Source organism: Desmonostoc vinosum (genome assembly GCF_059505385.1).
Window position 1 is genome coordinate 31,311 of the sequence record NZ_JCACKM010000029.1, and the last position, 24,977, is coordinate 56,287.

The window sequence follows — 24,977 nt, forward strand, 5'->3', positions numbered from 1 at the left end:
GACTAAATATGAATTCCACATTCAGTTTTATTGCTTCCCCGCCAGCGTCCGGCGCGTTCGTCTTCGCCTTCACCTACTTTAGTTGTGATAGGTTCGTCACCAATACTGGGATAACCTTGGTCGTGTAAAGGATTGTAAATTACTTTATGTTCGGCTACGTATACCCAACTGTCTTGGCGTGTCCAAGTGGCGATGGGATTTACTTTTAGCCGTCCTTTGCCATCTAATTCAAATATGGGCATATTAGCACGGGTGACAGCTTGGTCGCGCCGACGACCGGTAATCCAAGCGATGGTGTTTAATTCGTCTAAACCTCGTTGCAGAGGTTCAATTTTGGTAATTTGGTGGAATTGGGTAATATCTTTATCCCACAGTGCTTCGCCATATTTGGCGATAAAGGCTTCGCGGGTATCGACATCTGGAGTTTTGTAAGTTTTCAAATCTAGGTTGTAGATATCTTTGGCTTTGGCTACTAGTTCTAGACTTTCGCGGAAGTGGTACAAGGTATCGAGAAAGATTACGGGAACTGGGTGCTGAAGTTCACTGTAAAGAATGTGGGTAATTACCATGTCATCCACGTTAAAGGCGCTGGTTTGAACTAATCCACTGGGGGTATTTTCTATAGACCATGCCAAGATTTCCTTGGGAGTGGCAGTTTCAAACTGTTGATTTAATCGCTCTAAGTCAAAAGTGGTTGTCTGGTTTGTAGACGCTGTGGAGACTGTCATGATAATTTTTTGTGCAAATAATTTCAACCTTGACTAATGTTAATTTTACTCCATCAAGACACATATCCCGCTCGGAAAGCAGGTGTAGTATCTGGTTCGGCGATCGCTAAACTCATAGCAACAATCATCACTCAGTATATGAAGCAAATACTATAGTCTTTACTAAGAAAATTTACAGTGTTTTAAGTTTTACAGTGTTTGTATGGATATTTATACTGTCCCTGTTATTTTGAATAAATACCCAAAATTAAAGGATTTTAATAAAATGAATAATGCAAATCAATTTGGTAAATCCATAGTTATGGGCGCTTTGATCATGTTGACCAGCGCTAGCATCATCACAATCATGAATATGTTTTAAGAAATAAGTTACAAAACTTTAGTCAAAAAGTTCACTAAACCCTGTTCAAAAATGAGCAGGGTTTTTACATTTGTTAATATTCTAAGTCTACCTGTAGCGATCGCTCCTACTAACAAAACATTGAAGCCATGCTAGATTTAGACGGATTTACAAAAACTCGATTGTACCAGAGCATCTTAGCAAAAACAAAGCCGGAAACAGAACTAGAAGTAAAATTAAAATTGGTTTCAAAATGTATTGATAGAGGTATGAGTATTCAAGAAATAGCAGAATTTTTAGAACTAGATCTTGAAACTATTAGACAATATCTACAACAAAAGCCTGAATAAGGTGAATTTGATCGCTCAAAACTTTTATCAGGTATGTTACGGCATAAAGAAATTAAAGATAGCGCCAGAATAGTGCTTTAACATAGTCTACTGACGTAACGATCACATCCACATTCAATAACTTGCGATCGCTCTCAGTTATGCTATATTAAACGTAGTCGTTATGAGTTCGTATAACTGTCATGACTAACCCGACTGTAGAAAACGTAGTAATTATTGGTTCTGGGCCAGCAGGTTATACAGCTGCCATATATGCGGGACGCGCTAACTTAAAACCTGTTGTATTTGAAGGTTTCCAAGCCGGGGGGTTGCCTGGTGGGCAACTGATGACAACGACTGAAGTCGAAAATTTTCCTGGGTTTCCCCAAGGTATTACCGGGCCGGAACTGATGGACAAGATGAAGGCGCAAGCAGAGCGTTGGGGAGCTGAGTTATATACAGAGGATGTGGTTTCAGTTGATTTAAGTCAGCGTCCTTTTACTGTCCGTTCGGAAGAAAGGGAAGTCAAAGCCCATAGCTTGATCATAGCTACTGGTGCAACAGCTAAGCGTTTGGGTTTACCTAATGAGCGTGAATTTTGGAGTCGGGGTATCTCAGCTTGTGCAATTTGCGATGGTGCAACACCGATTTTTCACGGTGCAGAATTGGCTGTGATTGGTGCTGGTGACTCAGCGGCGGAAGAATCAATTTACCTCACCAAGTATGGTTCTAAGGTAAATATGTTAGTACGCTCCGATAAGATGCGGGCTTCTAAAGCGATGCAAGACAGGGTTTTGAATAACCCCAAAATCCAAGTGCATTGGAATAGTGAAGCTGTAGATATTTTCGGTAATGGTCACATGGAAGGGGTGAAAATTCGTAATACCAAAACCGGGGAAGAAAGCGAACTGCACGCTAAGGGTTTATTCTACGCCATTGGTCACACTCCCAATACTTCTTTATTTGAGGGACAACTGGAACTCGATGAAGTCGGTTATGTTATCACCAAACATGGTTCTGTAGAAACTAGTGTAGAAGGCGTTTTTGCTGCTGGTGACGTGCAAGATCATGAATTTCGTCAGGCAATTACAGCGGCGGGTACCGGTTGTATGGCGGCGATGTTGGCTGAACGCTGGTTGTCATCGAGTGGTTTGATTCAGGAATTCCACCAACAGCCAGAAACGGTAGACAATGAATTAGCACATCAGCCAGCCGCGAAGAAAACTGAAGCTGAGGAAGAAGCCGGATTTAACTTGAATGCGACACGCCATGAAGGTGGCTATGCTTTGCGGAAGTTGTTCCATGAAAGCGATCGCCTACTCTTGGTAAAATACGTTTCTCCTGGTTGCGGCCCTTGCCATACCCTCAAACCAATTCTGAATAAAGTAGTGGATGAATTTGACAGTAAAATTCACTTTGTCGAAATTGACATCGATAAAGACCGAGAAATTGCTGAAAATGCCGGTGTGACAGGAACACCGACAATCCAGTTATTTAAAGACAAGGATCTGGTGAAAGAAGTTAAAGGTGTCAAGCAAAAGAGTGAATATCGTCAGTTAATTGAAAGCAATCTTTAGTAAGTGAGGAGCTACTGTCTTGGGGAGTAGAAAGTGGATACTAGAAAATAAGTTTTAACTCTAGCCCAAATCTTCACTCCCCTACATCACAAACTAACCTGTTAAATAAAGATACAGAAATAGCAGAAACTAAAACATTCGTGTCAATAACAACTTTCATTCGCCACGTCGATAAGCTGCAATTTCTGCTGCAATTTCTGCTTCTGTAATATCTTGTACTTCTGGTAGCAACTGTGTTTCCTCAAATAAATCTCTCAGCTTTTTACTAATTTCCGCTTTGGGATGCTCCTCAGCTAAGATAATTATTTCAACTCGCTGTCCTGCCTGAAAAGGTAAATCAGATAATATCACTTGTTTTGGATCTGTGATAGTGATGTATTTCTTGTAAGCGTTTATAATTCCTCCCTTAATTTAGCCTGACTCTGTTAACTCTAACAGGTAGATACAGTTATCCACGGTATAGCTCTTTCATTGCCACTAATCAGTCAAACTTTTATGATGTTTAGTTCCCAATCCCTAATCTCCAGTATGTAAAATGGTCAGCGTATCTAGCTGAATGGATCGCTCATGGCCATTACCAAACGTCCACTGCCAGTATTTTTACGTTTTGCGAAAAATCCTTACCTTTCTCAACAACTTATGTTTATAGGGTTAGCGATTACCCTATTTTTCATTTTTATAGCTTTTTTCGCTCCTGTATTTGAGTTCTTGGGATGGCTGCAAAATCCTCAAGAATTCCTCTCTAACCCGGTTCAAACACCACCGTCAGCAAAACACTGGTTTGGTACTAGCCGCTTGGGCTATGATGTATTCTCTCGCACTGTGTTTGGCGCTCAAGCGGCTTTGCAAGTAGTCATTTTGGCAACAGCGCTGAGTATGATTATCGGTGTACCTCTGGGAATGTTGAGTGGTTATCTCGGCGGCAATCTGGATAGGATATTGCTGTTTATTATGGATAGCATTTACACCTTACCAGGACTGCTGCTTTCGGTGACGCTGGCGTTTGTGGTAGGACGAGGAATATTAAACGCAGCGATCGCTATTAGCATTGCTTACATCCCTCAATATTACCGTGTTGTTCGCAACCACACTGTCAGCGTTAAAACAGAAGTGTTCATCGAAGCAGCTCAAGCAATGGGCGCTTCTACCTGGACTGTGCTTTCTCGATATCTGTTTTTCAACGTCATTCAAAGTGTTCCTGTACTATTTACCCTCAACGCCGCCGATGCAATTTTAGTATTGGGTGGTTTAGGCTTTTTGGGGTTAGGACTTCCCGAAGAATTGCCCGAGTGGGGACATGATTTGAAACAAGCCTTGGAAGCACTGCCCATCGGCATTTGGTGGACTACACTTTTCCCAGGCTTGGCAATGACAATCATGGTGGTAGGGTTATCACTACTTGGTGAGGGGTTAAATGAATTTGTCAATCCTCGATTGCGAAGAGAAAATAGAATCCGAAAGTAGTCATTAGTTATTGGTCATTAGCAACTGACAAATAACAACTAATAACAGAGGATTCGTGTGAAAGATAACTTAACTTTAATTGCTGCTGCTACTGGTGGTTTCATGCTTTCGGTTGTTCTTGCCAGTGTCTTGAGAGGTGCGCCAGCTACAGCTTGGCAAGAGCGATCGCGTTTCGGTTCATACCCAGTAGCCAATGTCACAATTGTTGATAGCCATAAATGAAAGGGAATAGGAAAAACTTAGCTAAACTTCCTTACGGGACGCAATGTGTAGCTTGCTTAAGCAAAGGGGTGTAATACCAATTCGTAATTCGTAATTCGTAATGACGCTCCTTCGGACGCTCGTACCTCGCTACCGCTGCGAAGCGCGTAATTAAGAAACTCTTATTTAGTAAGGGTTTCGGAGTTTGAATGTGTAGCCGAATTTTAGAGAATTGGTGTAACTACAATGGGGTTTCAGCCTGCCTGACAATACCAGGATTCTTTCGTGCTACTTGCGGGCAAGGTTTTAAACCTTTAGCTTTTTTTGATGATGAATTGTAGTGTAGAGACGCGTCATGGTGCATCTCTACCATGTATATTTATGTTTTTATACAGATAAAGTTTGGAATTGCCATTGTGGATCAAGTAGTTGGCATCGATTTGGGCGGAACAGCGATTAAGCTGGGGCGTTTTACACCTGATGGTACTTGTTTACAATCTTTAACTGTGGCAACTCCGCAACCGGCAACACCAGAGGCGGTATTGGCGGTGATGCTGGATGCGATCGCACAAGTTGACGCAGATAATCAAACTGTGGCTATCGGTGTTGGTACTCCCGGCCCTGCGGATGCAGCGGGGCGTATTGCCCAAATTGCTATTAACTTGGCAGGATGGCACAATGTACCTTTGGCAGATTGGTTGGAAGCTAAAACGGGTAAGCCGACTTTGATCGCTAATGATGCTAACTGTGCAGGCGTTGCAGAAGCTTGGTTAGGCGCAGGTCGCCGATTTCAAAATTTTATCTTGTTGACTTTGGGGACTGGGGTCGGCGGTGCGATTATTCTAGATGGTAAGCTGTTTGTTGGACATCAAGGAGCAGCTGGAGAATTAGGTTTAATTACCTTCAATCCCAATGGCCCGGCGTGTAATAGCGGTAATCAAGGCTCTTTGGAACAATACACCTCAGTATTCGCCATCCGTCGCCGCACAGGTAAAGAACCTGCTGAGTTGGGTGCTTTGGCTCAAGCCGGTGATATCAAAAGCTTGACTTTTTGGCAAGAGTATGGTAGAAATTTGGGCATTGGCTTAGCGAGTTTGATTTATGTGCTGACACCGGAAGCGATCGTGATAGGTGGTGGTGTTAGCGCCAGTGCTGAGTTTTTCTTACCAGCAGCGAAAGCAGAAATTGAACGGCGAGTACTGCATACTTCTCGTTTGGGTTTGCAAATATTACCAGCAGAGCTAGGTAATTGTGCGGGAATGTTGGGTGCAGCAAGGTTGAGCTGGCAAAATTATTTAAGGTGATGACTTCAATCTTCTCAGAAAAAACTCGCAGAACTCAAGTAAAAATGTGTGCTGCTATACAATGAATTCAAATCTACCGTTATATACTTACAAAGCCCTTTACTTTTACACTTTGGTGGAACTTAACCACCAAAAAGCACCAGAGTGATGGGAATTACCTGCGATCAAGTACGATTGATGTTCATCAAGCGCAACTGTTTGTTGTCAAGTTGAACATATCACTGTCAACGCTATAGGTTATTTCCTACACTCTGGTTACTTAGTTTTATATTTGCATTCTAAATTAGATATCTAAACCAAGGAGAATGTTTGACTAGGATACATTTACGCAATGTCACGCTTGATAATTTTCATGAATGTATCGGTTTAGAAGTGGAAGAATCTCAAAAAGGTTTTGTGGCATCAAACGTCAAATCATTAGCTGAAGCTAAGGTTAACCCAAATCTTTTTCCTTTAGCTATCTATGATGCCACAGTATTGGGTTATGAGCAGCCGCGATCGCCGATGGTTGGCTTTACAATGTATGAAATAGATGCTGGCGTTGGATTTATTATCCGCCTGATGATTGATCACAAATATCAACGAAAAGGTTATGGACGCGCAACAATACTTGAAGTGGTTCGGCGTCTCAAACTTTACCCAGAAGTTGAATTAATTGCGACGAGTTACCAACGAGGTAACGAGATAGCATCAAAACTTTACCGCAGTCTTGGATTTACTGATTGGAATATTGAATGGGCTGTCAACCACAAATCTGATATTTTTTTAAAGTTAAACATTGCCTTTGACGCTTCAATATTTGAGATAAAAATTTAGGTGGGCTAGATGCCCACCGTACAACTAAGCAGCGTTTTGACGATACCACTCAATCGTATTCTTTAACCCTTGCTCAAAGCTTACTTGAGCTGTGAAATTAAAGGCTTGCTTTGCTCGTTCAGTGTCTAAACAGCGGCGGGGTTGACCGTTGGGTTTGTCAGTTTGCCAAACTATTTCACCATCAAATTCCATCAGTTCGCAAATTAGAGTAATCAAATCACGAATAGAGATTTCATAGCCAGTGCCTAAATTTACTGGTTCTGAGTCATTGTAGAATTGAGTGCCCATCACAATTCCCCGCGCCGCATCTTCTGAATACAAAAACTCGCGGGTAGGACTGCCATCTCCCCACACAGGTAGTTGTTTTTCTCCCTGAATTTGGGCTTCGTGAACTTTGCGAATTAACGCCGGAATTACATGAGAACTTCTGGGGTCAAAGTTATCTTCGGGCCCGTATAAATTCACTGGTAGTAGGTAGATGCCGTTAAAGCCATACTGCTGCCGATAAGATTGCAGTTGGACTAAAAGCGCTTTTTTAGCAATTCCGTAGGGGGCGTTGGTTTCTTCTGGGTAGCCGTTCCACAGGTCATCCTCCTTGAACGGCACTGGGGTAAATTTGGGATAAGCACAAATTGTACCTACACAGACAAATTTTTCTACTCCAGCTTGATAGGCAGCATGAATTAGCTGGGTTCCCATGATCAAGTTATCGTAGAACAGCTCTGCGGGTTTTTCGCGATTAAGACCAATACCACCAACATGAGCAGCTAGGTGGATAATGATATCTTGTTGGTCTACTGCACGTTGGCAATTTTCCCAAACACGGATGTCACACTCACGCGATCGCGGTACAGTTATTTTCTCACTCTCAGCTCCGGCTCTGCACAGCTGAACTATTACCTGACGGCCCAAAAACCCAGCCCCACCAGTAACGAGAATCCGTTTGTTTTTTAGTTCTAAGGCAGTCATATTTTTATCCTCAGAGGTTGGAATCAGAAGTGGAGAGCTCCCAATTCTTGACGAATAGTAGCAATATCATGCGCTGTGTGCGAACTATTTCCATTGGGAGAAGTACAACCCAATGCTTGTAAGTCAGCTTCTACCATTAAGGCTACAAGTTCTTTGAAAGTTACAGAAGGCTTCCAGCCTAATTTTTGCTGTGCCTTAGTAGAATCACCAATCAACAAATCTACTTCAGCCGGACGCAGATAACGCTCATCAAACTCCACGTAATCTTGCCAGTTGAGATTTACATAACTAAACGCTAGTTCTAAAAATTCTCTTACTGAGTGGGTTTCACCAGTGGCAATTACGTAATCATCTGGCTGGTCTTGCTGCAACATTAACCACATGGCCCGGACATAATCTTTGGCGTAACCCCAATCGCGTTTAGCGTCAAGGTTGCCCATATAAATATTTTTCTGTTTACCAGCAACAATACGGGCGACCGCTCTAGTAATTTTACGGGTTACAAAAGTTTCACCACGGCGGGGTGATTCATGGTTAAAAAGTATGCCATTGCAAGCAAACATTTTGTAAGATTCACGATAATTAATTGTTTGCCAGTGGGCGTAAACTTTAGCACAAGCATAGGGGCTACGAGGATAAAATGGCGTTGTCTCGCTTTGGGGTACTGCTTGTACTAACCCGTACATTTCCGAAGACCCGGCTTGGTAAAACCGTACCTCAATGCCGGTGCGTCGTTGGTAGTCGCGAATTGCCTCCAACAGACGTAGTGTTCCCATTCCTACTGCATCTACCGTGTATTCTGGTGAATCAAAGCTCACCCTCACATGGGATTGAGCGCCCAGGTTATAAATTTCTGTTGGCTGGACTTCTTCTAAAATGCGGCGCAGTGTAGTACCGTCTGTCAGGTCGCCATAGTGAAGAAGTAACCGCACTCCATCCTTGTGGGGGTCTTCGTAGATGTGATCGATGCGGTCTGTGTTGAAGGTAGAAGTACGGCGAATAATACCATGAACTTCATAACCTTGCTCTAGTAAAAATTCACTTAGATATGAACCATCTTGACCAGTAATACCAGTAATCAGCGCTCGCTTTTGTTGCGTCATGCCCAATAGATCCCTCGATTATCTTTGATGAAAAATTTACATACAATCTGATACAACTTAGCAGCTAATTACTAAATTGCATAATGAGAAAACTACGAGTATTAATTGATATGATAAGTTTACCGTCAATAAATATACTTAATTAAAAATAATTTAACAAGTAACCTTTATCTAGGTTAAATCAAGATACTTAAGTAACTATTGATCATGTTTTTAAAATTTGCTGAAACTTCATATAGTTTTGTTGTTTGTGAAGGCTGAATAAATCAACGCGAAAATAGGGGCTAGGGGCACTTAGAAGAGGATTTTCATGCCCTATATAGGATTTATCAAAAAATCAAGATAACCTGCGGGAAGGCTTCTCTACAAGACGCTACCGCGTGGCTTGCTTAAACAGACAGGTGCTAACAAAACCCCGCCCCTTGTGGGTGCCTAGTCTTTGCCTATTCCCATTCTCCTGTCAAAGACGCTGCGCTAACGGGTGACGCTCCTTCCCCAAGGGGAGACGCTGCATGAAGATCGTGCAGTCGCCCATGGGGGAAACCACGCCACTCCCATGCCCACGGGGGTGGCTCACCTATTCCCTTTCATTAAAGCCATGAGTCATTAGTTCCCGGTACTAATGACTCATTGATCAAGGACTAATGACTCATTTCAGTATGCTCCGTTATTTTTGGGCATAACTACCACATCAATAGTTTTCAGGATGATCCATAAATCGAGCCAAAAGTTTCTGAATTTAACATAATGCAGGTCTATTTGGACTCTCCGGGGGTACGGAATATCGTTACGTCCAGACACTTGCCACAGTCCTGTTATGCCTGGACGGATTGTTAAAATCTCATCGATATAACAACCATATTTCGGTAGTTCTTCCTCTACAAGGGGTCTAGGGCCGACCACACTCATATCCCCTTTTAAAACATTCCAGAACTGAGGAAATTCGTCCAAACTGGTAATTCGCAGAAATCGACCAATTTTAGTGATTCTGGGGTCTTGCTTGAGCTTAAAGCTGGTTTCAAATTCTTGCCGCAATTGAGGAGATGTTTCCATCATTTGCACGAGAACTTCGTCGGCATTGCTAACCATTGTACGGAATTTAATACAATTAAAGCGTTTGTAGTTTTTACCAACTCGTTCTTGGACGTAAAAAATCGGGCCTTCCGAACTGAAAGCAATCAGCAAGGACAAGATCAAGTAGACCGGGAAAAACAAGATTAATACCGACAGTGAAAATACAATATCGAACAGTCGCTTGGCAAACTCTCCGTTCAAACCTTGAAAAGGCAAACCTTTGGGTTTCACCTTAGGCATCTTTGTCTGTTGACCACGTTTTAAGAAAGTACGCGTAGACGCTTTAGCGTCTTGCCGTATGCCTCGCTTGCCGGAGAGGAGTGAGCTCTGGGCAGTCATCATACTCCTTAACAATCCACACCACACATAGTCCCAATCTTAAAGCCAAAAGGAGGTGCTTCTGGGGGAAAATTACCAAAAGCATATAAAATAAGCAAATAAATTTAGATCATGACACCAAAAAAGGGCTTTTTTGCTGGCATTGATTTAAAAATTCCCGGTAACGATCTGCAAAGATTTGTGGCGAGAACTGGACAGCGTGCGATCGCAGATACTCAGGATTCATTGAAACTTCATACATTTCAAACTTTTCTACTGCTGCGATTAAGGCTGCCTCTGTTTGTTCTGGAAAAAATATTCCAGTTCCTGTCTCAACACAAGAGCGAACATCTCGCACAGTCTCTAACGCCCCTCCTGCACCGTAGGCTATTACCGGAGTGCCACAAGCTTGTGCTTCTACCAAGGCAATACCAAAATCTTCACAGGCTGCATAAACAAAGGCTTTTGCTTTAGCCATATATTTTTTTACAACATCATCTGGTTGCCATCCTAATATCTGAATATTAGAGTTAGCTATCTTGCGAATCTTTGTCATTTCGTCTCCTGTACCAATGACTACTAATGGTCGTTTGAGTTGGTTAAAAGCTTTCACAATCAAAGTTACTTGCTTATAACTTACTAGCCGCGAAACTGTCAGGTAAAAATCCTCTTTTTGAGGAGAAAATGGAAACTCTGCAATGTTTACTGGTGGGTAAATGACTGTTGCTTCTCGTCGATAGCAACGCCAAATTCGACGCGCTGTATGCTCAGAGTTAGCAATAAAGTAATCAACGCGATTTGCACTCAATACATCCCATTGACGCAAACGATGCAATATATATCGCGTTACCCAACCAGCTAAACCACTACCCAGCTTGCTGTGGTGCAAATAGTCAAAAGTTAAGTCCCAAGCATAGCGCATAGGACTGTGACAGTAGCAAATATGCAACTGAGTTGGAGTAGTCAAAACTCCTTTGGCAACGGCGTGAGATGAAGAGAGAATTACGTCATAGTGGCGTAAATCTAGCTGTTCAATTGCCAATGGCAATAACGGCAAATATTTCTGTACACCATTGCGTGCAGAGGGTAAGTACTGGAGAAACGTTCTGCCAATTTGACGCTTGTATAGATAACTTTCGGGATTGCTGGATTCAAAATCAATGAGGGCATATAAATCAGCATCAACATGATTCAAAATTTCCCTGACAACGAGTTCTGATCCGCCAGTGGCTTTAGGTGTTAGCCACTCATGAACTAAAGCATATTTCAAGGGCACAGCTAACTTGAATGGATGAAAAACACTTGGGTAAATTATGAGGTTAACTGAAAAGTTTCCCTTTGTGGAATGGGAAGCGCCCCAGGTTAAATCTAAGACGTAATTTCCCATAAGAGGTTCCAGAGGGATACTGTAACCTGATAACCTCAGATTGGGGATTGGGCAAGAGGATGCGGGGAAAATTTCTCCCTCATTCCCAGCCCCTAATCCCTCAACAATTGAAATAGGAATTGGGAATTTATGCGAATTCTGATTATGGGCGGCACTCGATTCATTGGTGTTTACCTGACACAACTACTAGTGGAACAGGGGCATGAGGTAGTATTGTTTAATCGTGGTAATCGTCCAGTACCTGATTTACCGGGAGTAGGACAAATTACAGGCGATCGCACCGATGCTACTCAATTAAAAGAAAAGTTAGCACAAGAAGAGTTTGATGCTATTTTTGACAATAATGGACGAGAACTAACAGATACTCAACCGCTGGCAGAAATTTTTCAAGGTAAAATACAGCATTTTGTGTATATGAGTTCTGCTGGAGTATACCTGAAATCTGATCAATTGCCTCATGTAGAAGGCGATAAGGTCGATCCAAAAAGCCGTCATCAAGGTAAGCATGAAACAGAAGCTTACCTAAGACAACAGGAATTACCTTTTACCTCCATTCGTCCTACTTACATCTACGGGCCACGTAATTATAACGAGTTAGAAAGCTGGTTTTTTGACAGAATTGTACGCGATCGTCCAGTTCCAATTCCTGGTAATGGATTACACATTACCCAACTAGGACATGTCAAGGATTTAGCCAAGGCAATGTCTCAAGTTTTGGGCAATGAACAAGCTCTAAAGCAAATTTATAATATTTCTGGCGATCGCTTTGTGACTTTTGATGGTTTAGCCCGTGCTTGTGCTGTAGCTGCGGGTAAATCAGCCGATGCTGTAAATATTGTCCATTACGACCCGAAAAAGTTTGATTTTGGCAAACGTAAAGCTTTTCCCATGCGGGTACAGCATTTCTTTGCTGCGGTGAATAAAGCGGTGACTCAATTAAATTGGCAACCTGAGTATGACTTAATTTCTGGGCTAACTGATTCCTTTGAAAATGATTATCTCGCGGCTGGAAATGACAAAGCAGAGGTTGATTTTTCTGTAGATGAGGAGATTTTACAAGCTTTGTAATCAAGAACAAATCTTTTGGCTCGTATCTCTCCCTCAACAAAAATTAGAAAATTTCGATAATAATGGTAATTAATGTCAGTTAAACCTATGACAAACAAAGTAGCAATTCTCAACCAGCCGTTAAAACTATTGTGTGGGGCGCAGTTACCAAATCGCATAGCTAAAGCTGCAATGAATGAGCAATTAGGTGATAGTAATAATGCTCCAACACCAGAAATAGTTAGCTTGTATAAACGATGGGCATTAGGAGGTGCAGGATTATTAATTACAGGCAATGTAATGATTGATAGTTCAGCACTAGTTTTACCAAATGACATTGTAATTGAGGATGAACAACATTTAGTATTACTAGAACAATGGGCAAATGCAAGCAAAACAAAAGGAGGTCATGTATGGATGCAGATTAACCATCCAGGACGGCAATCACCAAAATATTTATCATCTCAACCTGTGGCACCATCTTCAGTTCCCTTACAACTGCCCGCTCAAGAATTTGCTCATCCTAGAGCATTGACTCCAGCCGAGATTGAACAATTAATTGAGCGTCACATTTATACAGCAACAGTAGCCAAAAAAGTTGGTTTTACTGGCATACAAATTCATGCAGCTCATGGCTATTTGATTAGCCAGTTTTTATCTCCTGTTTCTAATTTACGTACTGATAAATGGGGAGGAACGCCAGAAAAACGTATGCGTTTCTTGTTAGAGGTGTATCAAGGGATACGTAGCTGTCTTGGTCGAGATTTTCCGATTAGTGTCAAACTCAATTCTGCTGATTTTCAACGAGGTGGTTTTACGGAAGAAGAGTCTATTAATGTTGTTCAGGCTTTAGAACAAGTTGGTGTTGATTTAGTTGAAATATCTGGTGGAACTTACGAAAAATTGGCAATGATGGGTCAGGTAAAAATTCCTCAAAAAGAAAGTACAAGGCAACGAGAAGCTTATTTTCTAGAATATGTTCGCCTCGTGCGCTCAATTGTTTCTATTCCAATTATGTTGACTGGGGGCTTTCGCTCAGTTAATGCTATGGTACAAGCAATTTCTGAGGACAGTGTGGATGTGATTGGTTTGGCAAGACCTTTAGCAGTTGCACCAGATCTTCCAATGCAACTTTTAACCAGTCGAACTGAAAATATTAATCTACAGCCACAGCTAACATCAAATACGGACATGGATCAGGGAATGCTTGAAATTATCTGGTACACTCAACAAATTCATCAATTAGCAGGAATCAGGGAATGTTGAGCGTTTAATAGTGGCATTACAAAGCTCGAAAGAGAATTAATTGAGCAGGAGATTCGCGAACGCTTGCTATTGGAGCGCAAGGTCGAGTTTTCTCTTGAGATTGATATCACTGGATTACCTAGTTATAGTTTTTAAGGATAAATATAAAAACAGTTCGTAGTTAGAGAATTTTAGTGCTAAAAAACTGTATTACCATCAAACTAAGAACAACTAGTAAGAGCTGCACCACACTGATCTTCTTTTGCTAACCAACCCTTCAATCCTTTATATTCTACCTTTGCCCAATCTCCTTTACAACCTAATAATTTGATATTCAAACTAGCAGGAACTCTAATGATTTTTCGGCTTTGCAGATTAGCATTTGTGTAAATATCTACGCCATTAGTAGCATACCCTTTTGTTGATATACCTAAATTTTTGACAAATACCCATCCCGTTCCTTGAAACCCGTCGCTAGCATTGGTAATCTGTACCCAATTTCCAGCAATAGCGATAATTTTAACTGTTTCATTAATGGGTATTTTCCCGACAATTCTATTCCTAGTGCCCGCAGCTTTCCGTACATTTATACCTTGCGGATCTGTATCGGTGACATAAGCAAAAATATCGCACTTGTGTAGATTGGTTGGTTTTGCTAAAACCAATTGATTAGTCATAGTACTATTAACAATCACACTAGTAAAACTGAGTGCTAATCCCATTACTAGCTGTGATGTAAATTTTTTCATATTTTCTCCAAATTTTTATTATTAGCTCAACAGGCTTTAGCTTGTTGGACTAATTTATTTTTTTCTATTTCATATCGTAGCCAAACAAATTTGGGTCAACTTCTCCTAAGCGCAAATCTGCTAAGCCATACTCTGTCCATCGTCTTTCTACCATCTCTGCTACATCTGGATCTGATTCTAAGGTCGCACCCCATTCATGTTCAGTTTCTGGCGGAATCTTTGTCGTTGCATCAATTCCCATGCGTCCACCTAAACCAATTTTCTCACTAGCGAAATCTAGAGTATCAAAGGGTGTATTTGGCAAAATAAATACATCTCGCACAGGGTCAACTTTGGAACTAATTGCCCACACTACTTGACGCGGATCGCGAATATTTATGTCTTTATCTACGACAATCACAAATTTGGTGTAAGTAAATTGAGGCAAGGCACTCCAAAAGGCCAAAGCTGCCCGTCGTGCTTGTCCTGGATACGCTTTATCAATGGAAATAATTGCTGCTTTGTAACTTAAAGCTTCCATTGGCAAGAAGAAATCGACAATTTCTGATACCTGTTGCCGCAGAATAGGGGTATAGATGCGATTGAGTGCGATCGCCATCATCGCCTCTTCTTTGGGTGGGCGTCCACTAAATGTGGTCAAATAAATCGGATTTTTACGGTGTGTCATGCATTGGAAGCGGATTAAGGGTGAATCCTCTGCACCTCCGTAGTAACCCATATGATCGCCAAAAGGCCCATCTGGTAAAACTTCCCCTGGTGTAATTGTCCCTTCCAAAACAAATTCTGCATCTGCAGGTACTTCCAAATCTACGGTTTTGCATTTTGCCAGTTGCACACCCGAACCACCATAAAGCCCAGCAAATAGCCATTCTGATAAATCTACAGGTATGGGCGTAGCCGCTGCCATGATAATTAGCGGATCAACACCAAGAGCGATCGCTACTTCTAATTTCTTCCCACGTTCGGCAGCTTTTCGCAAATGTCTAGCCCCACCACGCACTGATAACCAGTGGACTGTCATCGTATTTTGGGATTGCAGTTGTAAACGATACACGCCTACATTTGGTGTTCCTGTTTCACAATCCTTTGTAATTACTAATCCTAGCGTGATAATCTTACCTGCATCACCAGGATATGGGCGTATCAAAGGTAACTTATTCAAATCCAAATCATCGCCTTGGATTACCACTTGCTGACAAGCAGGAAAAAAGTCACGTCCTGGTTTTGCCTTGACGACATCAAACAGCACTTTTCCAAAATCTATTGCTTGGGAAATCTTTTTCGGCGGTTTTGGCTGTTGCAACATCGACAACTTCTTACCTAAAGTTTCTAACTCTTCTGGATGCTGCATATTCATTGCCCAGCATATCCTTTCCACGGTTCCCATCAAATTCACCGCTACGGGGAAAGAAGCGCCTTTGACGTTTTCAAATAACAACCCTGGCCCACCTTTTTGCAGCATCCGGTTAGAAATCTCCGCTATTTCTAAATCTGGGTCAACTAAAGCTGAAATTCGCCGTAATTGACCCTTTTGTTCCAGAATTTTGATGAATCCCCGTAGATCTCTTGCCATTGTTCTAGTAAAGTTGAATCTTTAAAGAAGTGTGAAGTGCCTTCTTATATTATTAGTCATTTGTCGCTTGCAATGGGAATGGGAAACTCGGGGGCCCCACGTTAGCGAAGCCCAGTGGGGATTAGGGGAATGGGGAACTTGTACTGAGCAAAATCGTACCCCTACGCAATAGCAAGCTACGCGTAGCGTCTGTGACAGGAAAAGTATGGGGAATTTTTCTCCCCCTGCCTCCCAGTCACTGAGGCTTTCAAGGGTAAGTTTTTCATAGCAAAATCATACCCTTAAGCAAGCTACGCGTGCGGTACGTTTTTAATTGATTGTGCTAAATCTAAGATAATTTAGCGCATCTTCATACAGAATTGGTATAAAAACAATTATTATTTTTACGATTAAGAATAGCTAATAAAATTTTTATATTTGCAAAAAAATAAATTTATAATTCCATATGTTTTGGAAACAAAAATATATGAACTTATCTATATCTAATATAGATTAAGCTTGTGTACAAACGAAATCTTAATCACTTGTTAACTATTTATTTATCAGTTGTTAAATTGTTTTCAACTATAAAGAATGTAGCTTACATAAAGCAGTCAATACGCCAGGAAAAATATTTCTTTAATACGAGGCAATATGATTTTTTCGACTACCATCTTGAATCGTGTAGTTACTACTTCAATTGTGACAGCTAGTGTGGCACTAAGTCCAGTTTTTGGCGCGATCGCCCAAGCTCAAACTCTTAATGGTGCAGGAGCTACTTTTCCCGCTCCACTTTATGAAAAATATGCTCGTGAAGTGAGAAAACAACATCCAGACTTGAAAATCAACTACCAAGGAATTGGTAGCGGTGGCGGTATTCGTCAAGTTATTGCTGGAACTGTTGACTTTGGGGGCAGTGATGCAGCAATGAAAGATGAAGAAATTGCCAAAGTCAAGAATGGTGTCATTTTAGTACCAACAGCAGGTGGTGCTGTTTCTGTCGTTTACAATCTTTCAGGTGTTAATAATCTGAAATTGTCTCGGTCTACTCTACCAGCAATTTTTTCGGGTCAAATTACCAACTGGAGTGATGCCAAAATTAAAGCGGATAACCCTGGTGTCAACCTACCAAATCAACCAATTAAATTTGCTGTTCGTGCCGACAGTAGTGGTACAACTTTTATTTTTACAAACCATTTGAGTGCTATAAGTGGTTATTTCAAAGGGAGAGTAGGAGCTAACACTGCTCCAAGTTGGAATCTACCAAACGTACTTAAAGGCAAAGGCAACCCTGGTGTAGCTTCTTTAGTAGCTCGTACTTCTGGCTCTATTGGTTATGTTGAATATGCCTACGCTGTCAAAAACAAACTAAAATCAGCACTGGTACAGAATAAGCGAGGAGAGTTTGTTGCTCCTTCCTTACAAACTGCAAATGAAGCTTTATCAAATGTGACTTTTCCAGAGAACTTCCGCGTTTTTGTGGGAGACCCAGGACAAGGTTATCCGATTGTTGGTTTAACTTGGATGATGGTCTACAAGCAATATGCTAATTCTTCTAAAGCTGATGCTGTTAAAAAATGGGTTAATTGGGTATTAAAGGATGGTCAACAGTATAATGACGATTTAAACTACACTAGAATTCCATCTAATGTGGTAAATCGAGTACTTCAGACGGTTAATAGCAATGTCAAACCATAGTTTTTTATCCCATTAATTTTTTCTTTTAGTAGGGTGAATCAATAGTTCACCCTACTGTTTTGAAAATGGGGAGTGGGGTAAGAAACTTTTCCCTACTCCCTGTACATGTAAATAATTTCATGAATCAATTCAGATTCCTATAGTTTATTTTCTTAATTGATAATGGCAACATCAAAGGTACCGGATAATAACTCATCGAATCAGACAAATTTAAATAATAAAAATTTTGACTTAATGGCTAGTGATGCTAAAGACTTATGGTTTAATCAAGGCTTTACAGGGCTAGTTTATATTTTTTCTGTGATTTCTGTGGCGGTATTATTTGTGATGAGTTGGGTGATTTTTCAAGAAGCCCGACCAGCTTTGATGCAATTTGGACTAGGTTTTTTGTGGAGCCAAGATTGGGATACAGGTAATCAGATATTTGGCGCATTACCTTATATTTATGGAACTTTAGTAAGTAGTGCGATCGCTCTTTTATTTGCTGTGCCAATAGGTATAGCAGTAGCTTTGGTAACAAGCGAAAATTTCTTACCTTCGCCATTACGAACAACTTTAGCATTCGTTGTGGAATTAATTGCAGCTATTCCAAGTGTCATTATTGGTTTGTGGGGTATTTTTGTTTTCATACCGTTCTTAGAACCTTTACAAAAATTGTTATCTAATATTTTTAAATGGATACCATTATTTAATACACAAGACCCTTCTGGAACAAATATGTTGACGGCTGGAATTATTCTAGCCATCATGATTTTGCCAATCATGTCAGCAATTACTCGTGATATATTGCTGGTCATCCCTAAAGAGTTACGTAGTGCATCTATGGCTTTAGGTGGTACACGCTGGGAAACAATTTTTCGAGTATTACTGCCAACTGGATTTTCTGGAATTATCAGTGCGGCAATGTTAGCTCTAGGGCGTGCTTTAGGCGAAACAATGGCTGTGACTATGGTGATTGGTAACTCTTCACAAATTAGCGCATCTTTACTCGATCCAGCCTATACAATTCCCTCTATATTGGCTAACGAATTTGCAGAAGCTGAACCGGGATTACATATTGGCGCTCTCTGCTATCTGGGATTAATTTTATTTGGGCTAACTTTAATTGTGAATATGATTGCATTACTAGTAGTGCAATGGATCGGCAGAAAAAATCATTAGAATTTAAAATCTCAACCTATTATGAATGATTATTCAAAATCGGCAGTAGATGAATCTCTAGTAGCAGAACTATACAGTCCTTTAACTATCAGACGACTGTTTTTTACCTATGCAATGAATGCGATCGCGTTTATTTTTACAGTTTTAGCACTCGTGCCTTTATTGTCAATTTTATGGGAAATTCTCGCACGAGGAATAACTGGAATTAAACCAGATATATTTATTAAAGCAGTAATTGACCAAGGTTTTGGCAATGCTATTTTAGGTACCATAACCATGGTGTCTATCGGTGCGCTCTTAAGCATTCCCACAGGGATCATGACGGGAATCTTCCTATCAGAATTTAGTCAAACTAATTCAACTACTCACCTAGTTCGCTTCATTATTAATATTCTTACAGGTGTTCCCTCGATTATTGTCGGTATATTCGCTTACGGTATAATCGTTTTGGCGACGAAGGGATTTAGTGCGATCGCTGGGGGTTTTGCTTTAAGTGTAATTATGTTACCTGTTATTATACTGACAACAGAAGAATCCTTAAAACTTGTTCCTACATCTCAACGCCTTGCTTCTGCTGCTTTAGGGGGAACTCGACTGCAAACTACTTTCCGTATCGTTTTTACTGCTGCCCTCCCTGGAATTACTACAGGTGCTTTGTTAGCCATAGCCCGTGCTGCTGGTGAAACTGCACCTCTAATTTTTACAGCCCTATTTAGTTTAGATTGGTCAGCAGGATTACTTAATCCAACAGCTTCTTTACCTGTGCTAATTTTCAACCTCTATAACGACCCCGACCCACAAGTAAACCAATTGGTATGGACTACTTCTATAGTCTTACTTTGTCTAATTTTGTGTGTCAGTTTAGTCTCTCGCTTAGTTATTCAACAAAGAAGAATAAAGTAAAAATTTAGTTTTTATTATACATATTTAGTTAGTATGAGTAATTTAACTCCAGCTATTAAAGTGCAAAACTTAAACTTTTATTATGGCACCTCAAAAGTGGTTGAAGGGGTGACAATGGATATTTATCAAAACCAAGTTACGGCCATCATTGGCCCTAGTGGTTGTGGTAAATCCACATTTATTAAAACTCTTAACCGCATTAGTGAATTAGAAGGAACTGTAAAAGTTGAAGGACACGTAGAATTTTTTGGACAAAATATTTATGACCCTCGAATTAATATCAATCGCTTACGTCGCCAAATCGGTATGGTATTCCAAAAACCGAATCCTTTTCCTATAAGTATTTACGAAAATGTTGCCTACGGTGCGAGAATAGCCAACAGACATCCCAAAGCAGAATTAGATGGAATTGTCGAATCTGCTCTCAAAGATGCAGCACTTTGGGATGAAGTAAAAGATAAGCTGAATAAATCAGCATTAATGCTTTCTGGAGGTCAACAACAAAGACTGTGTATTGCGCGTGCTTTAGCAGTTAAACCAAAAGTTCTTCTCATGGATGAACCTTGCTCAGCTCTTGACCCCATTGCCACAATGAAAGTTGAAGAACTGCTTCATGTTTTGCGTTCTGATTTGACTATTGTAATTGTCACTCACAACATGCAGCAGGCTGCTCGTGTCTCTGATTTAACGGCTTTTTTTAGCACAGATGAAAGTCGTATTGGCAACATGGTGGAATTTGGTGTTACAGAGCAAATATTTAACAACCCCCTCGATTCTCGCACCCGGGATTACGTTTCTGGGCGTTTTGGGTGAAGTGTAAGGCAAATTTGTGTATTAAACTTCTGCGTGAAAACTTAATATTTACTTGATAAATCAACTTTAAAAGTTAAATATTTAACAGTAAAACATACGTGCATATACTAACAGCCTACCTGCTGTATACACGAATAATCTATATAAAATTATGCTTTTTCGGAGTAACATAGTGTCGCAGTACTGCTAAACTTATACTGCGTTACTCAGTAAATGCATCATACGTATTATAAATATGAGTAAATTAATTCCAGCCATCAGAGTTAAAAATCTGAGCTTGTACTACGATGCTCAAAAGATATTTGAAGGCGTATCGATGGATATCAACCAGAACCAAGTCACGGCAATTATTGGTTCTAGTGGTTGTGGCAAATCTACTTTTATTAAATCGCTCAATCGGATGATTGAACTAGAAAAAGAAGTGCGGGTTGAGGGTAGAGTAGAGTTTTTTGGTCAAAATATTTATGAGCGTCGCATTAACTTAAATCGGTTACGTCGCCAAGTTAGTATGGTTTTTCCTAAGCCGAATCTTTTTCCCATGAGCGTTTATGATAACGTTGCCTATGGAGTAAAAATAGTCGGGTGGCGTCCAAAAGTAGAACTAGATGAGATTGTTGAGTCTGCCATTAAAGCTGCCGAACTTTGGGATGAAGTCAAAAGTAAGCTACACAAATCTGCTTTAGAGCTTTCTGGGGGTCAGCAACAAAGACTGTGTATTGCTCGTACTTTAGCAGTGAAACCGAAAGTTCTCCTGATGGATGAGCCTTGTTCGGGTCTTGATCCCATTGCTAGTATGAAAATTGAGAATTTAATCCATAATTTGCGTTCTGAGTTGACAATTGTGATTGTCACTCACAACATGCAGCAAGTAACCCGCCTATCTGATTTCACAGCTTTCTTTTGTAACAATGAAAACCGTGTTGGGCGGCTGGTTGAATTTGGTTCTACGCATAAAATTGTGACTAATGCTCTTGATTCCCGTACTCGTGACTACGTTTTAGCGCGTCTGAGTTGAGATGTTTCTTTATTTGAACTTCTTGCAGAAGCTGGGAAAAGGGTAAGGGGGAAAGGAATAAGAAAAAACCTTTTTCCTTTACCCACAAGAGTACAAAATTCATGAAAGCAGAAGGTAGAATCTGAATTCTGTCTTTACCTACCTACTCACCGCGTCCTTTGATTACGGGTTGACTTGAGTTAGCGTTGAATGAGATACAACCAATTTTTCATCAGCTACTTGGGCGTGTTCAGTAACAATTTTACGGAATAGTTCGCCCTCAATTGTCTCTTGGTCTGATAGCAAGTCTACTAAGCGCTCTAGAACTATACGATTTTCTTGCAACAGTTCTTTCGCGGTTCGGTAGCAATGGCTAATAATGTCCCGTACTTGGGAATCGATTTTAGCAGCAATCTCCTCAGAATATTCTGATTTAGTCATCCAGTCACGTCCTAAAAATACTTCTCCACTTTGATTTTCTAGGGACAGTGGGCCTAATTCAGACATTCCGAAGCGCGTCACCATTTGCCGCGCCATGCTTGTCACTTTTTGTAGGTCATCTCCTGCACCTGTTGTTACTTCTGCTTTGCCAAAAACAATTTCTTCGGCGGCGCGACCACCCAAAGTTGCAGTAATTCTGGCTTTCAATTGAGAACGAGATATTAATCCTTGTTCTTCATTGGGAGTAAACCAAGTTAAACCTAGTGCTTGTCCCCGTGGGATGAGTGTGACTTTCTGCACGAGTTCATGGTCTTTGAGCAAAGTACCTACTAAGGCATGTCCAACTTCATGATAGGCAATTAAACGCTTGCTCTTGCTGTCTACCAAGGCAGTACCTTCCATACCCGCTACTACCCTATCTACAGCATCATCAATTTCGAGAATGGTGATGGCTTCTTTTCGCCGTCTGGCAGTGAGAATGGCAGCTTCGTTGAGTAAGTTAGCTAAATCTGCGCCTGTAAAACCAGGAGTGCGGCGAGCGATCGCATCCAATGATACACTAGGATCAATTTTCTTATTACGCGCGTGGACTTGCAAAATTTCCAGTCGTCCTTTTAAATCTGGTGCATCCACAATCACTTGTCTATCAAAGCGTCCTGGACGTAACAGTGCGGCATCCAGCACATCTGGGCGGTTGGTTGCAGCGATAATAATGATACCAGTGTTACCTTCAAACCCATCCATTTCGGTAAGCAATTGGTTGAGAGTTTGTTCGCGCTCATCGTTACCGCCACCGATACCAGCACCCCGTTGCCGGCCCACAGCATCGATTTCATCGATAAATATCAGACAAGGAGCATTGTCTTTGGCTTTCTTGAACAAGTCACGCACGCGGGACGCACCCACACCCACAAACATTTCAACAAATTCCGAACCAGAAATACTGAAGAACGGGACACCAGCTTCCCCAGCGATTGCTTTTGCCAGTAAAGTTTTACCTGTACCAGGAGGGCCAATTAACAATACTCCTTTGGGAATACGTGCGCCTACTGCGGTAAATCTTTCTGGTTGTTTGAGGAAAGTGACAACTTCTTGCAATTCTTCTTTAGCTTCTTCAACCCCTGCGACATCCTCAAATTTCACCCCAGTTTTTGCTTCCATTTGAAAACGCGCTCTAGATTTGCCGAAGTTCATCGCTTGGCTAGAGGCATTGGTAGAACGGCGGAGGAACAATAGCATTAAAGCCACCAACGGCAAAATCCACATGAGATTAATTAATAAACTCACAGCGGCTCTACTGTTAGCAGAGGAAACTTCACCAAACTCAACATTCTTTTCTTTGAGAATATTAATTAACTCTGTGTTTTGCGTCAAAAGTCTGACTTGCAGCGGCGGTTTATCTGGCTTTTGATCTTGTAGATATACCTTTGCTATTTGCTCGGTTTCATCTAGCTCTACTCTTTTGATTTCTCCCTGCTTTGCTTTCTTAATTAACTCGCCATAACTTAGAGAATCACGCTCTGCTTTTTGTGCCAAGGCAGGCGTAACCCCAAAAATACTTGGCAGCATAATCAAACCGGCTGCTAGCACACCAGTCCATGCAAGGCGTTTCGGCGTAGACGCAGAGCGGCTTGTCGCAAGACATCGCTGTTTTATCAAAGCCTTCTTTACAGAATTTGTCATAATAGTTACCTTTTGTCTGCTGCCATAGGCTGAGCGCTAGTTTTATGCCTATCCTTCTAGCAAAAATTGTAATAACTGGAAATTACAGTTTTCTTATCTAGTCTAGCTTCCACATAGGGAATGGGGATTAGGGGTAATGGGGAATTGCGAATTGATATTCTCCCTCATCCCTCTTATTCATGACACATAAAATTTGGCACTAGAGTGTAATTTGACATATTACGACGTAAATCGCTACTATAAGCATAGTCGTAATGACTTCGTTTTTAAGAAGTTTGTTGTTAAAAAGGGAACTCTTAACGGATGACTCTTAATAGGGAGTCTTTTACTCAGGGCTAGAGAACAAGAAATAGGAAAAACTTTTCCCTGTTAAGAGTTCCCTTCTTCGATGATAGCCAGTTAGTAATTAGTGGGTGAACTATGGTAAGAATTGTTGGCCTTGGTGGTAGTTTAAGACCCAACTCGTATACCCAAATTGCTTTGCAGGTAGCAGCACAAAGGATAGAAGCCTTGGGTGCGGAGGTAGAAATTCTTGATTTGCGACAGTTACGGCTACCGTTTTGTAACGGCGGCAAGGAATATCCAGATTACCCAGATGTCAAGCGGTTACAGGATACAGTTAGCCGCGCTGATGGGTTAATTTTGGCAACACCTGAGTATCACGGTGGTGTTAGTGGTGTTTTGAAAAATGCTCTAGATTTGATGAGCTTTGAAGAACTATCTGATAAAGTAACAGGACTGATTAGTATCTTAGGAGGTCAGTCTAATAGCAATGCTTTGAACGATCTACGGATAATTATGCGCTGGGTACACGGTTGGGTAATTCCAGAACAAATTGCCATAGGACAAGCATGGGGTGCTTTTAGTCCAGAAAATAAGTTAACGGATGAAAAGCTTTCTCAACGGTTTGATCAGTTTGCTCAAAGCTTAGTGGACAACACTCGCAAGTTACGAGGCGTTAACTAGTTCCGTGGGTTTAAGTCCCCCGGTTCTATAACCTGTAAGTTTTGTGTTGGGGTCTGTCTGACAAAGTTGAGGCAGTGTGATCTTGGGGAGCCACTGCGTTGGACGGGTTTCCCGG

Annotated in this window: 24 protein-coding genes; 15 read left to right on the forward strand and 9 right to left on the reverse strand. The window is 41.1% G+C overall.

The window, feature by feature from the left end:
- Window positions 1-2: 2 nt before the first annotated feature.
- Complete coding sequence (gene cysH, locus AC5JMF_RS04130) at window positions 3-728, reverse strand: phosphoadenosine phosphosulfate reductase (RefSeq protein ID WP_495794452.1); 726 nt, start codon at window positions 726-728, stop codon at window positions 3-5.
- 489 nt (window positions 729-1,217) lie between these two features.
- On the opposite strand from cysH, the gene AC5JMF_RS04135 reads away from it, so the two are divergent.
- The gene (locus AC5JMF_RS04135; RefSeq protein WP_495794453.1) at window positions 1,218-1,418 is read left to right on the forward strand and encodes a hypothetical protein; all 201 of its coding nucleotides are present in this window, start codon (window positions 1,218-1,220) and stop codon (window positions 1,416-1,418) included.
- Window positions 1,419-1,600: 182 nt separating this feature from the next.
- On the forward strand, window positions 1,601-2,974 hold the full coding sequence (gene trxB / locus AC5JMF_RS04140) for a thioredoxin-disulfide reductase (RefSeq protein ID WP_495794454.1): 1,374 nt from the start codon (window positions 1,601-1,603) through the stop codon (window positions 2,972-2,974).
- 156 nt (window positions 2,975-3,130) lie between these two features.
- Here the strand turns inward: trxB and AC5JMF_RS04145 are convergent, their stop codons facing one another.
- Window positions 3,131-3,325: a hypothetical protein gene (locus AC5JMF_RS04145; protein ID WP_495794455.1), complete on the reverse strand. Its 195-nt coding sequence runs from the start codon at window positions 3,323-3,325 to the stop codon at window positions 3,131-3,133.
- A gap of 216 nt (window positions 3,326-3,541) precedes the next feature.
- On the opposite strand from AC5JMF_RS04145, the gene AC5JMF_RS04150 reads away from it, so the two are divergent.
- The 5 genes from AC5JMF_RS04150 to AC5JMF_RS04170 all read left to right on the forward strand — a co-directional run bounded on the left by AC5JMF_RS04150 (window position 3,542) and on the right by AC5JMF_RS04170 (window position 6,759).
- Window positions 3,542-4,438 (forward strand): ABC transporter permease, encoded by an 897-nt coding sequence (locus AC5JMF_RS04150; protein WP_495794456.1) that lies wholly within the window; start codon window positions 3,542-3,544, stop codon window positions 4,436-4,438.
- A gap of 57 nt (window positions 4,439-4,495) precedes the next feature.
- On the forward strand, window positions 4,496-4,660 hold the full coding sequence (locus tag AC5JMF_RS04155; protein ID WP_495794457.1) for a hypothetical protein: 165 nt from the start codon (window positions 4,496-4,498) through the stop codon (window positions 4,658-4,660).
- A 188-nt stretch (window positions 4,661-4,848) separates the two neighbouring features.
- Window positions 4,849-4,980, forward strand: a complete 132-nt coding sequence (locus tag AC5JMF_RS04160) for a hypothetical protein (RefSeq protein ID WP_495794458.1) — start codon at window positions 4,849-4,851, stop codon at window positions 4,978-4,980.
- Between the two features lie 30 nt (window positions 4,981-5,010).
- Entirely contained in the window at window positions 5,011-5,943 is a 933-nt protein-coding gene (locus tag AC5JMF_RS04165; RefSeq protein ID WP_495794459.1) for an ROK family protein, read from the forward strand.
- A gap of 309 nt (window positions 5,944-6,252) precedes the next feature.
- Window positions 6,253-6,759 carry a GNAT family N-acetyltransferase gene (locus AC5JMF_RS04170; protein WP_495794460.1) on the forward strand — a complete coding sequence of 169 codons (507 nt, stop codon included), beginning with the start codon at window positions 6,253-6,255 and terminating at the stop codon, window positions 6,757-6,759.
- A 24-nt stretch (window positions 6,760-6,783) separates the two neighbouring features.
- On the opposite strand, the gene AC5JMF_RS04175 is transcribed toward AC5JMF_RS04170, so the two are convergent.
- From AC5JMF_RS04175 to AC5JMF_RS04190, 4 genes are all read right to left on the reverse strand, one after another.
- The gene (locus tag AC5JMF_RS04175; RefSeq protein WP_495794461.1) at window positions 6,784-7,728 is read right to left on the reverse strand and encodes a GDP-L-fucose synthase family protein; all 945 of its coding nucleotides are present in this window, start codon (window positions 7,726-7,728) and stop codon (window positions 6,784-6,786) included.
- A gap of 23 nt (window positions 7,729-7,751) precedes the next feature.
- Window positions 7,752-8,831 carry a GDP-mannose 4,6-dehydratase gene (gene gmd / locus AC5JMF_RS04180; RefSeq protein WP_495794462.1) on the reverse strand — a complete coding sequence of 360 codons (1,080 nt, stop codon included), beginning with the start codon at window positions 8,829-8,831 and terminating at the stop codon, window positions 7,752-7,754.
- Window positions 8,832-9,485: 654 nt separating this feature from the next.
- The gene (locus AC5JMF_RS04185) at window positions 9,486-10,244 is read right to left on the reverse strand and encodes an undecaprenyl-phosphate galactose phosphotransferase family protein (RefSeq protein ID WP_495794477.1); all 759 of its coding nucleotides are present in this window, start codon (window positions 10,242-10,244) and stop codon (window positions 9,486-9,488) included.
- A gap of 109 nt (window positions 10,245-10,353) precedes the next feature.
- A complete protein-coding gene (locus tag AC5JMF_RS04190) occupies window positions 10,354-11,499 on the reverse strand; it encodes a glycosyltransferase (RefSeq protein ID WP_495794463.1) in 1,146 nt (381 codons plus the stop codon).
- A gap of 240 nt (window positions 11,500-11,739) precedes the next feature.
- On the opposite strand from AC5JMF_RS04190, the gene AC5JMF_RS04195 reads away from it, so the two are divergent.
- Both AC5JMF_RS04195 and AC5JMF_RS04200 read left to right on the forward strand, forming a co-directional pair.
- Window positions 11,740-12,678 carry an NAD-dependent epimerase/dehydratase family protein gene (locus tag AC5JMF_RS04195; RefSeq protein WP_495794464.1) on the forward strand — a complete coding sequence of 313 codons (939 nt, stop codon included), beginning with the start codon at window positions 11,740-11,742 and terminating at the stop codon, window positions 12,676-12,678.
- Between the two features lie 87 nt (window positions 12,679-12,765).
- Window positions 12,766-13,923 carry an NADH:flavin oxidoreductase/NADH oxidase family protein gene (locus tag AC5JMF_RS04200; protein ID WP_495794465.1) on the forward strand — a complete coding sequence of 386 codons (1,158 nt, stop codon included), beginning with the start codon at window positions 12,766-12,768 and terminating at the stop codon, window positions 13,921-13,923.
- 200 nt (window positions 13,924-14,123) lie between these two features.
- Here AC5JMF_RS04200 and AC5JMF_RS04205 read toward each other — a convergent pair whose 3' ends face one another.
- The gene (locus AC5JMF_RS04205) at window positions 14,124-14,651 is read right to left on the reverse strand and encodes an SH3 domain-containing protein (RefSeq protein ID WP_495794466.1); all 528 of its coding nucleotides are present in this window, start codon (window positions 14,649-14,651) and stop codon (window positions 14,124-14,126) included.
- A 64-nt stretch (window positions 14,652-14,715) separates the two neighbouring features.
- Window positions 14,716-16,224: a UbiD family decarboxylase gene (locus AC5JMF_RS04210; protein WP_495794467.1), complete on the reverse strand. Its 1,509-nt coding sequence runs from the start codon at window positions 16,222-16,224 to the stop codon at window positions 14,716-14,718.
- Between the two features lie 633 nt (window positions 16,225-16,857).
- On the opposite strand from AC5JMF_RS04210, the gene pstS reads away from it, so the two are divergent.
- From pstS to pstB (AC5JMF_RS04235), 5 genes are all read left to right on the forward strand, one after another.
- Window positions 16,858-17,901 carry a phosphate ABC transporter substrate-binding protein PstS gene (pstS, locus tag AC5JMF_RS04215; RefSeq protein ID WP_495794468.1) on the forward strand — a complete coding sequence of 348 codons (1,044 nt, stop codon included), beginning with the start codon at window positions 16,858-16,860 and terminating at the stop codon, window positions 17,899-17,901.
- 162 nt (window positions 17,902-18,063) lie between these two features.
- Window positions 18,064-19,062, forward strand: coding sequence for a phosphate ABC transporter permease subunit PstC (gene pstC, locus AC5JMF_RS04220; RefSeq protein WP_495794469.1), 999 nt, complete (start codon window positions 18,064-18,066; stop codon window positions 19,060-19,062).
- Window positions 19,063-19,083: 21 nt separating this feature from the next.
- On the forward strand, window positions 19,084-19,965 hold the full coding sequence (gene pstA / locus AC5JMF_RS04225; protein ID WP_495794470.1) for a phosphate ABC transporter permease PstA: 882 nt from the start codon (window positions 19,084-19,086) through the stop codon (window positions 19,963-19,965).
- A gap of 33 nt (window positions 19,966-19,998) precedes the next feature.
- On the forward strand, window positions 19,999-20,778 hold the full coding sequence (pstB, locus tag AC5JMF_RS04230) for a phosphate ABC transporter ATP-binding protein PstB (RefSeq protein WP_495794471.1): 780 nt from the start codon (window positions 19,999-20,001) through the stop codon (window positions 20,776-20,778).
- Between the two features lie 235 nt (window positions 20,779-21,013).
- Window positions 21,014-21,793, forward strand: coding sequence for a phosphate ABC transporter ATP-binding protein PstB (pstB, locus tag AC5JMF_RS04235; RefSeq protein WP_495794472.1), 780 nt, complete (start codon window positions 21,014-21,016; stop codon window positions 21,791-21,793).
- Window positions 21,794-21,955: 162 nt separating this feature from the next.
- On the opposite strand, the gene ftsH is transcribed toward pstB (AC5JMF_RS04235), so the two are convergent.
- Complete coding sequence (ftsH, locus tag AC5JMF_RS04240) at window positions 21,956-23,896, reverse strand: ATP-dependent zinc metalloprotease FtsH (RefSeq protein ID WP_495794473.1); 1,941 nt, start codon at window positions 23,894-23,896, stop codon at window positions 21,956-21,958.
- Window positions 23,897-24,316: 420 nt separating this feature from the next.
- On the opposite strand from ftsH, the gene AC5JMF_RS04245 reads away from it, so the two are divergent.
- The gene (locus AC5JMF_RS04245) at window positions 24,317-24,862 is read left to right on the forward strand and encodes an NADPH-dependent FMN reductase (protein ID WP_495794474.1); all 546 of its coding nucleotides are present in this window, start codon (window positions 24,317-24,319) and stop codon (window positions 24,860-24,862) included.
- Window positions 24,863-24,977: the final 115 nt, after the last annotated feature.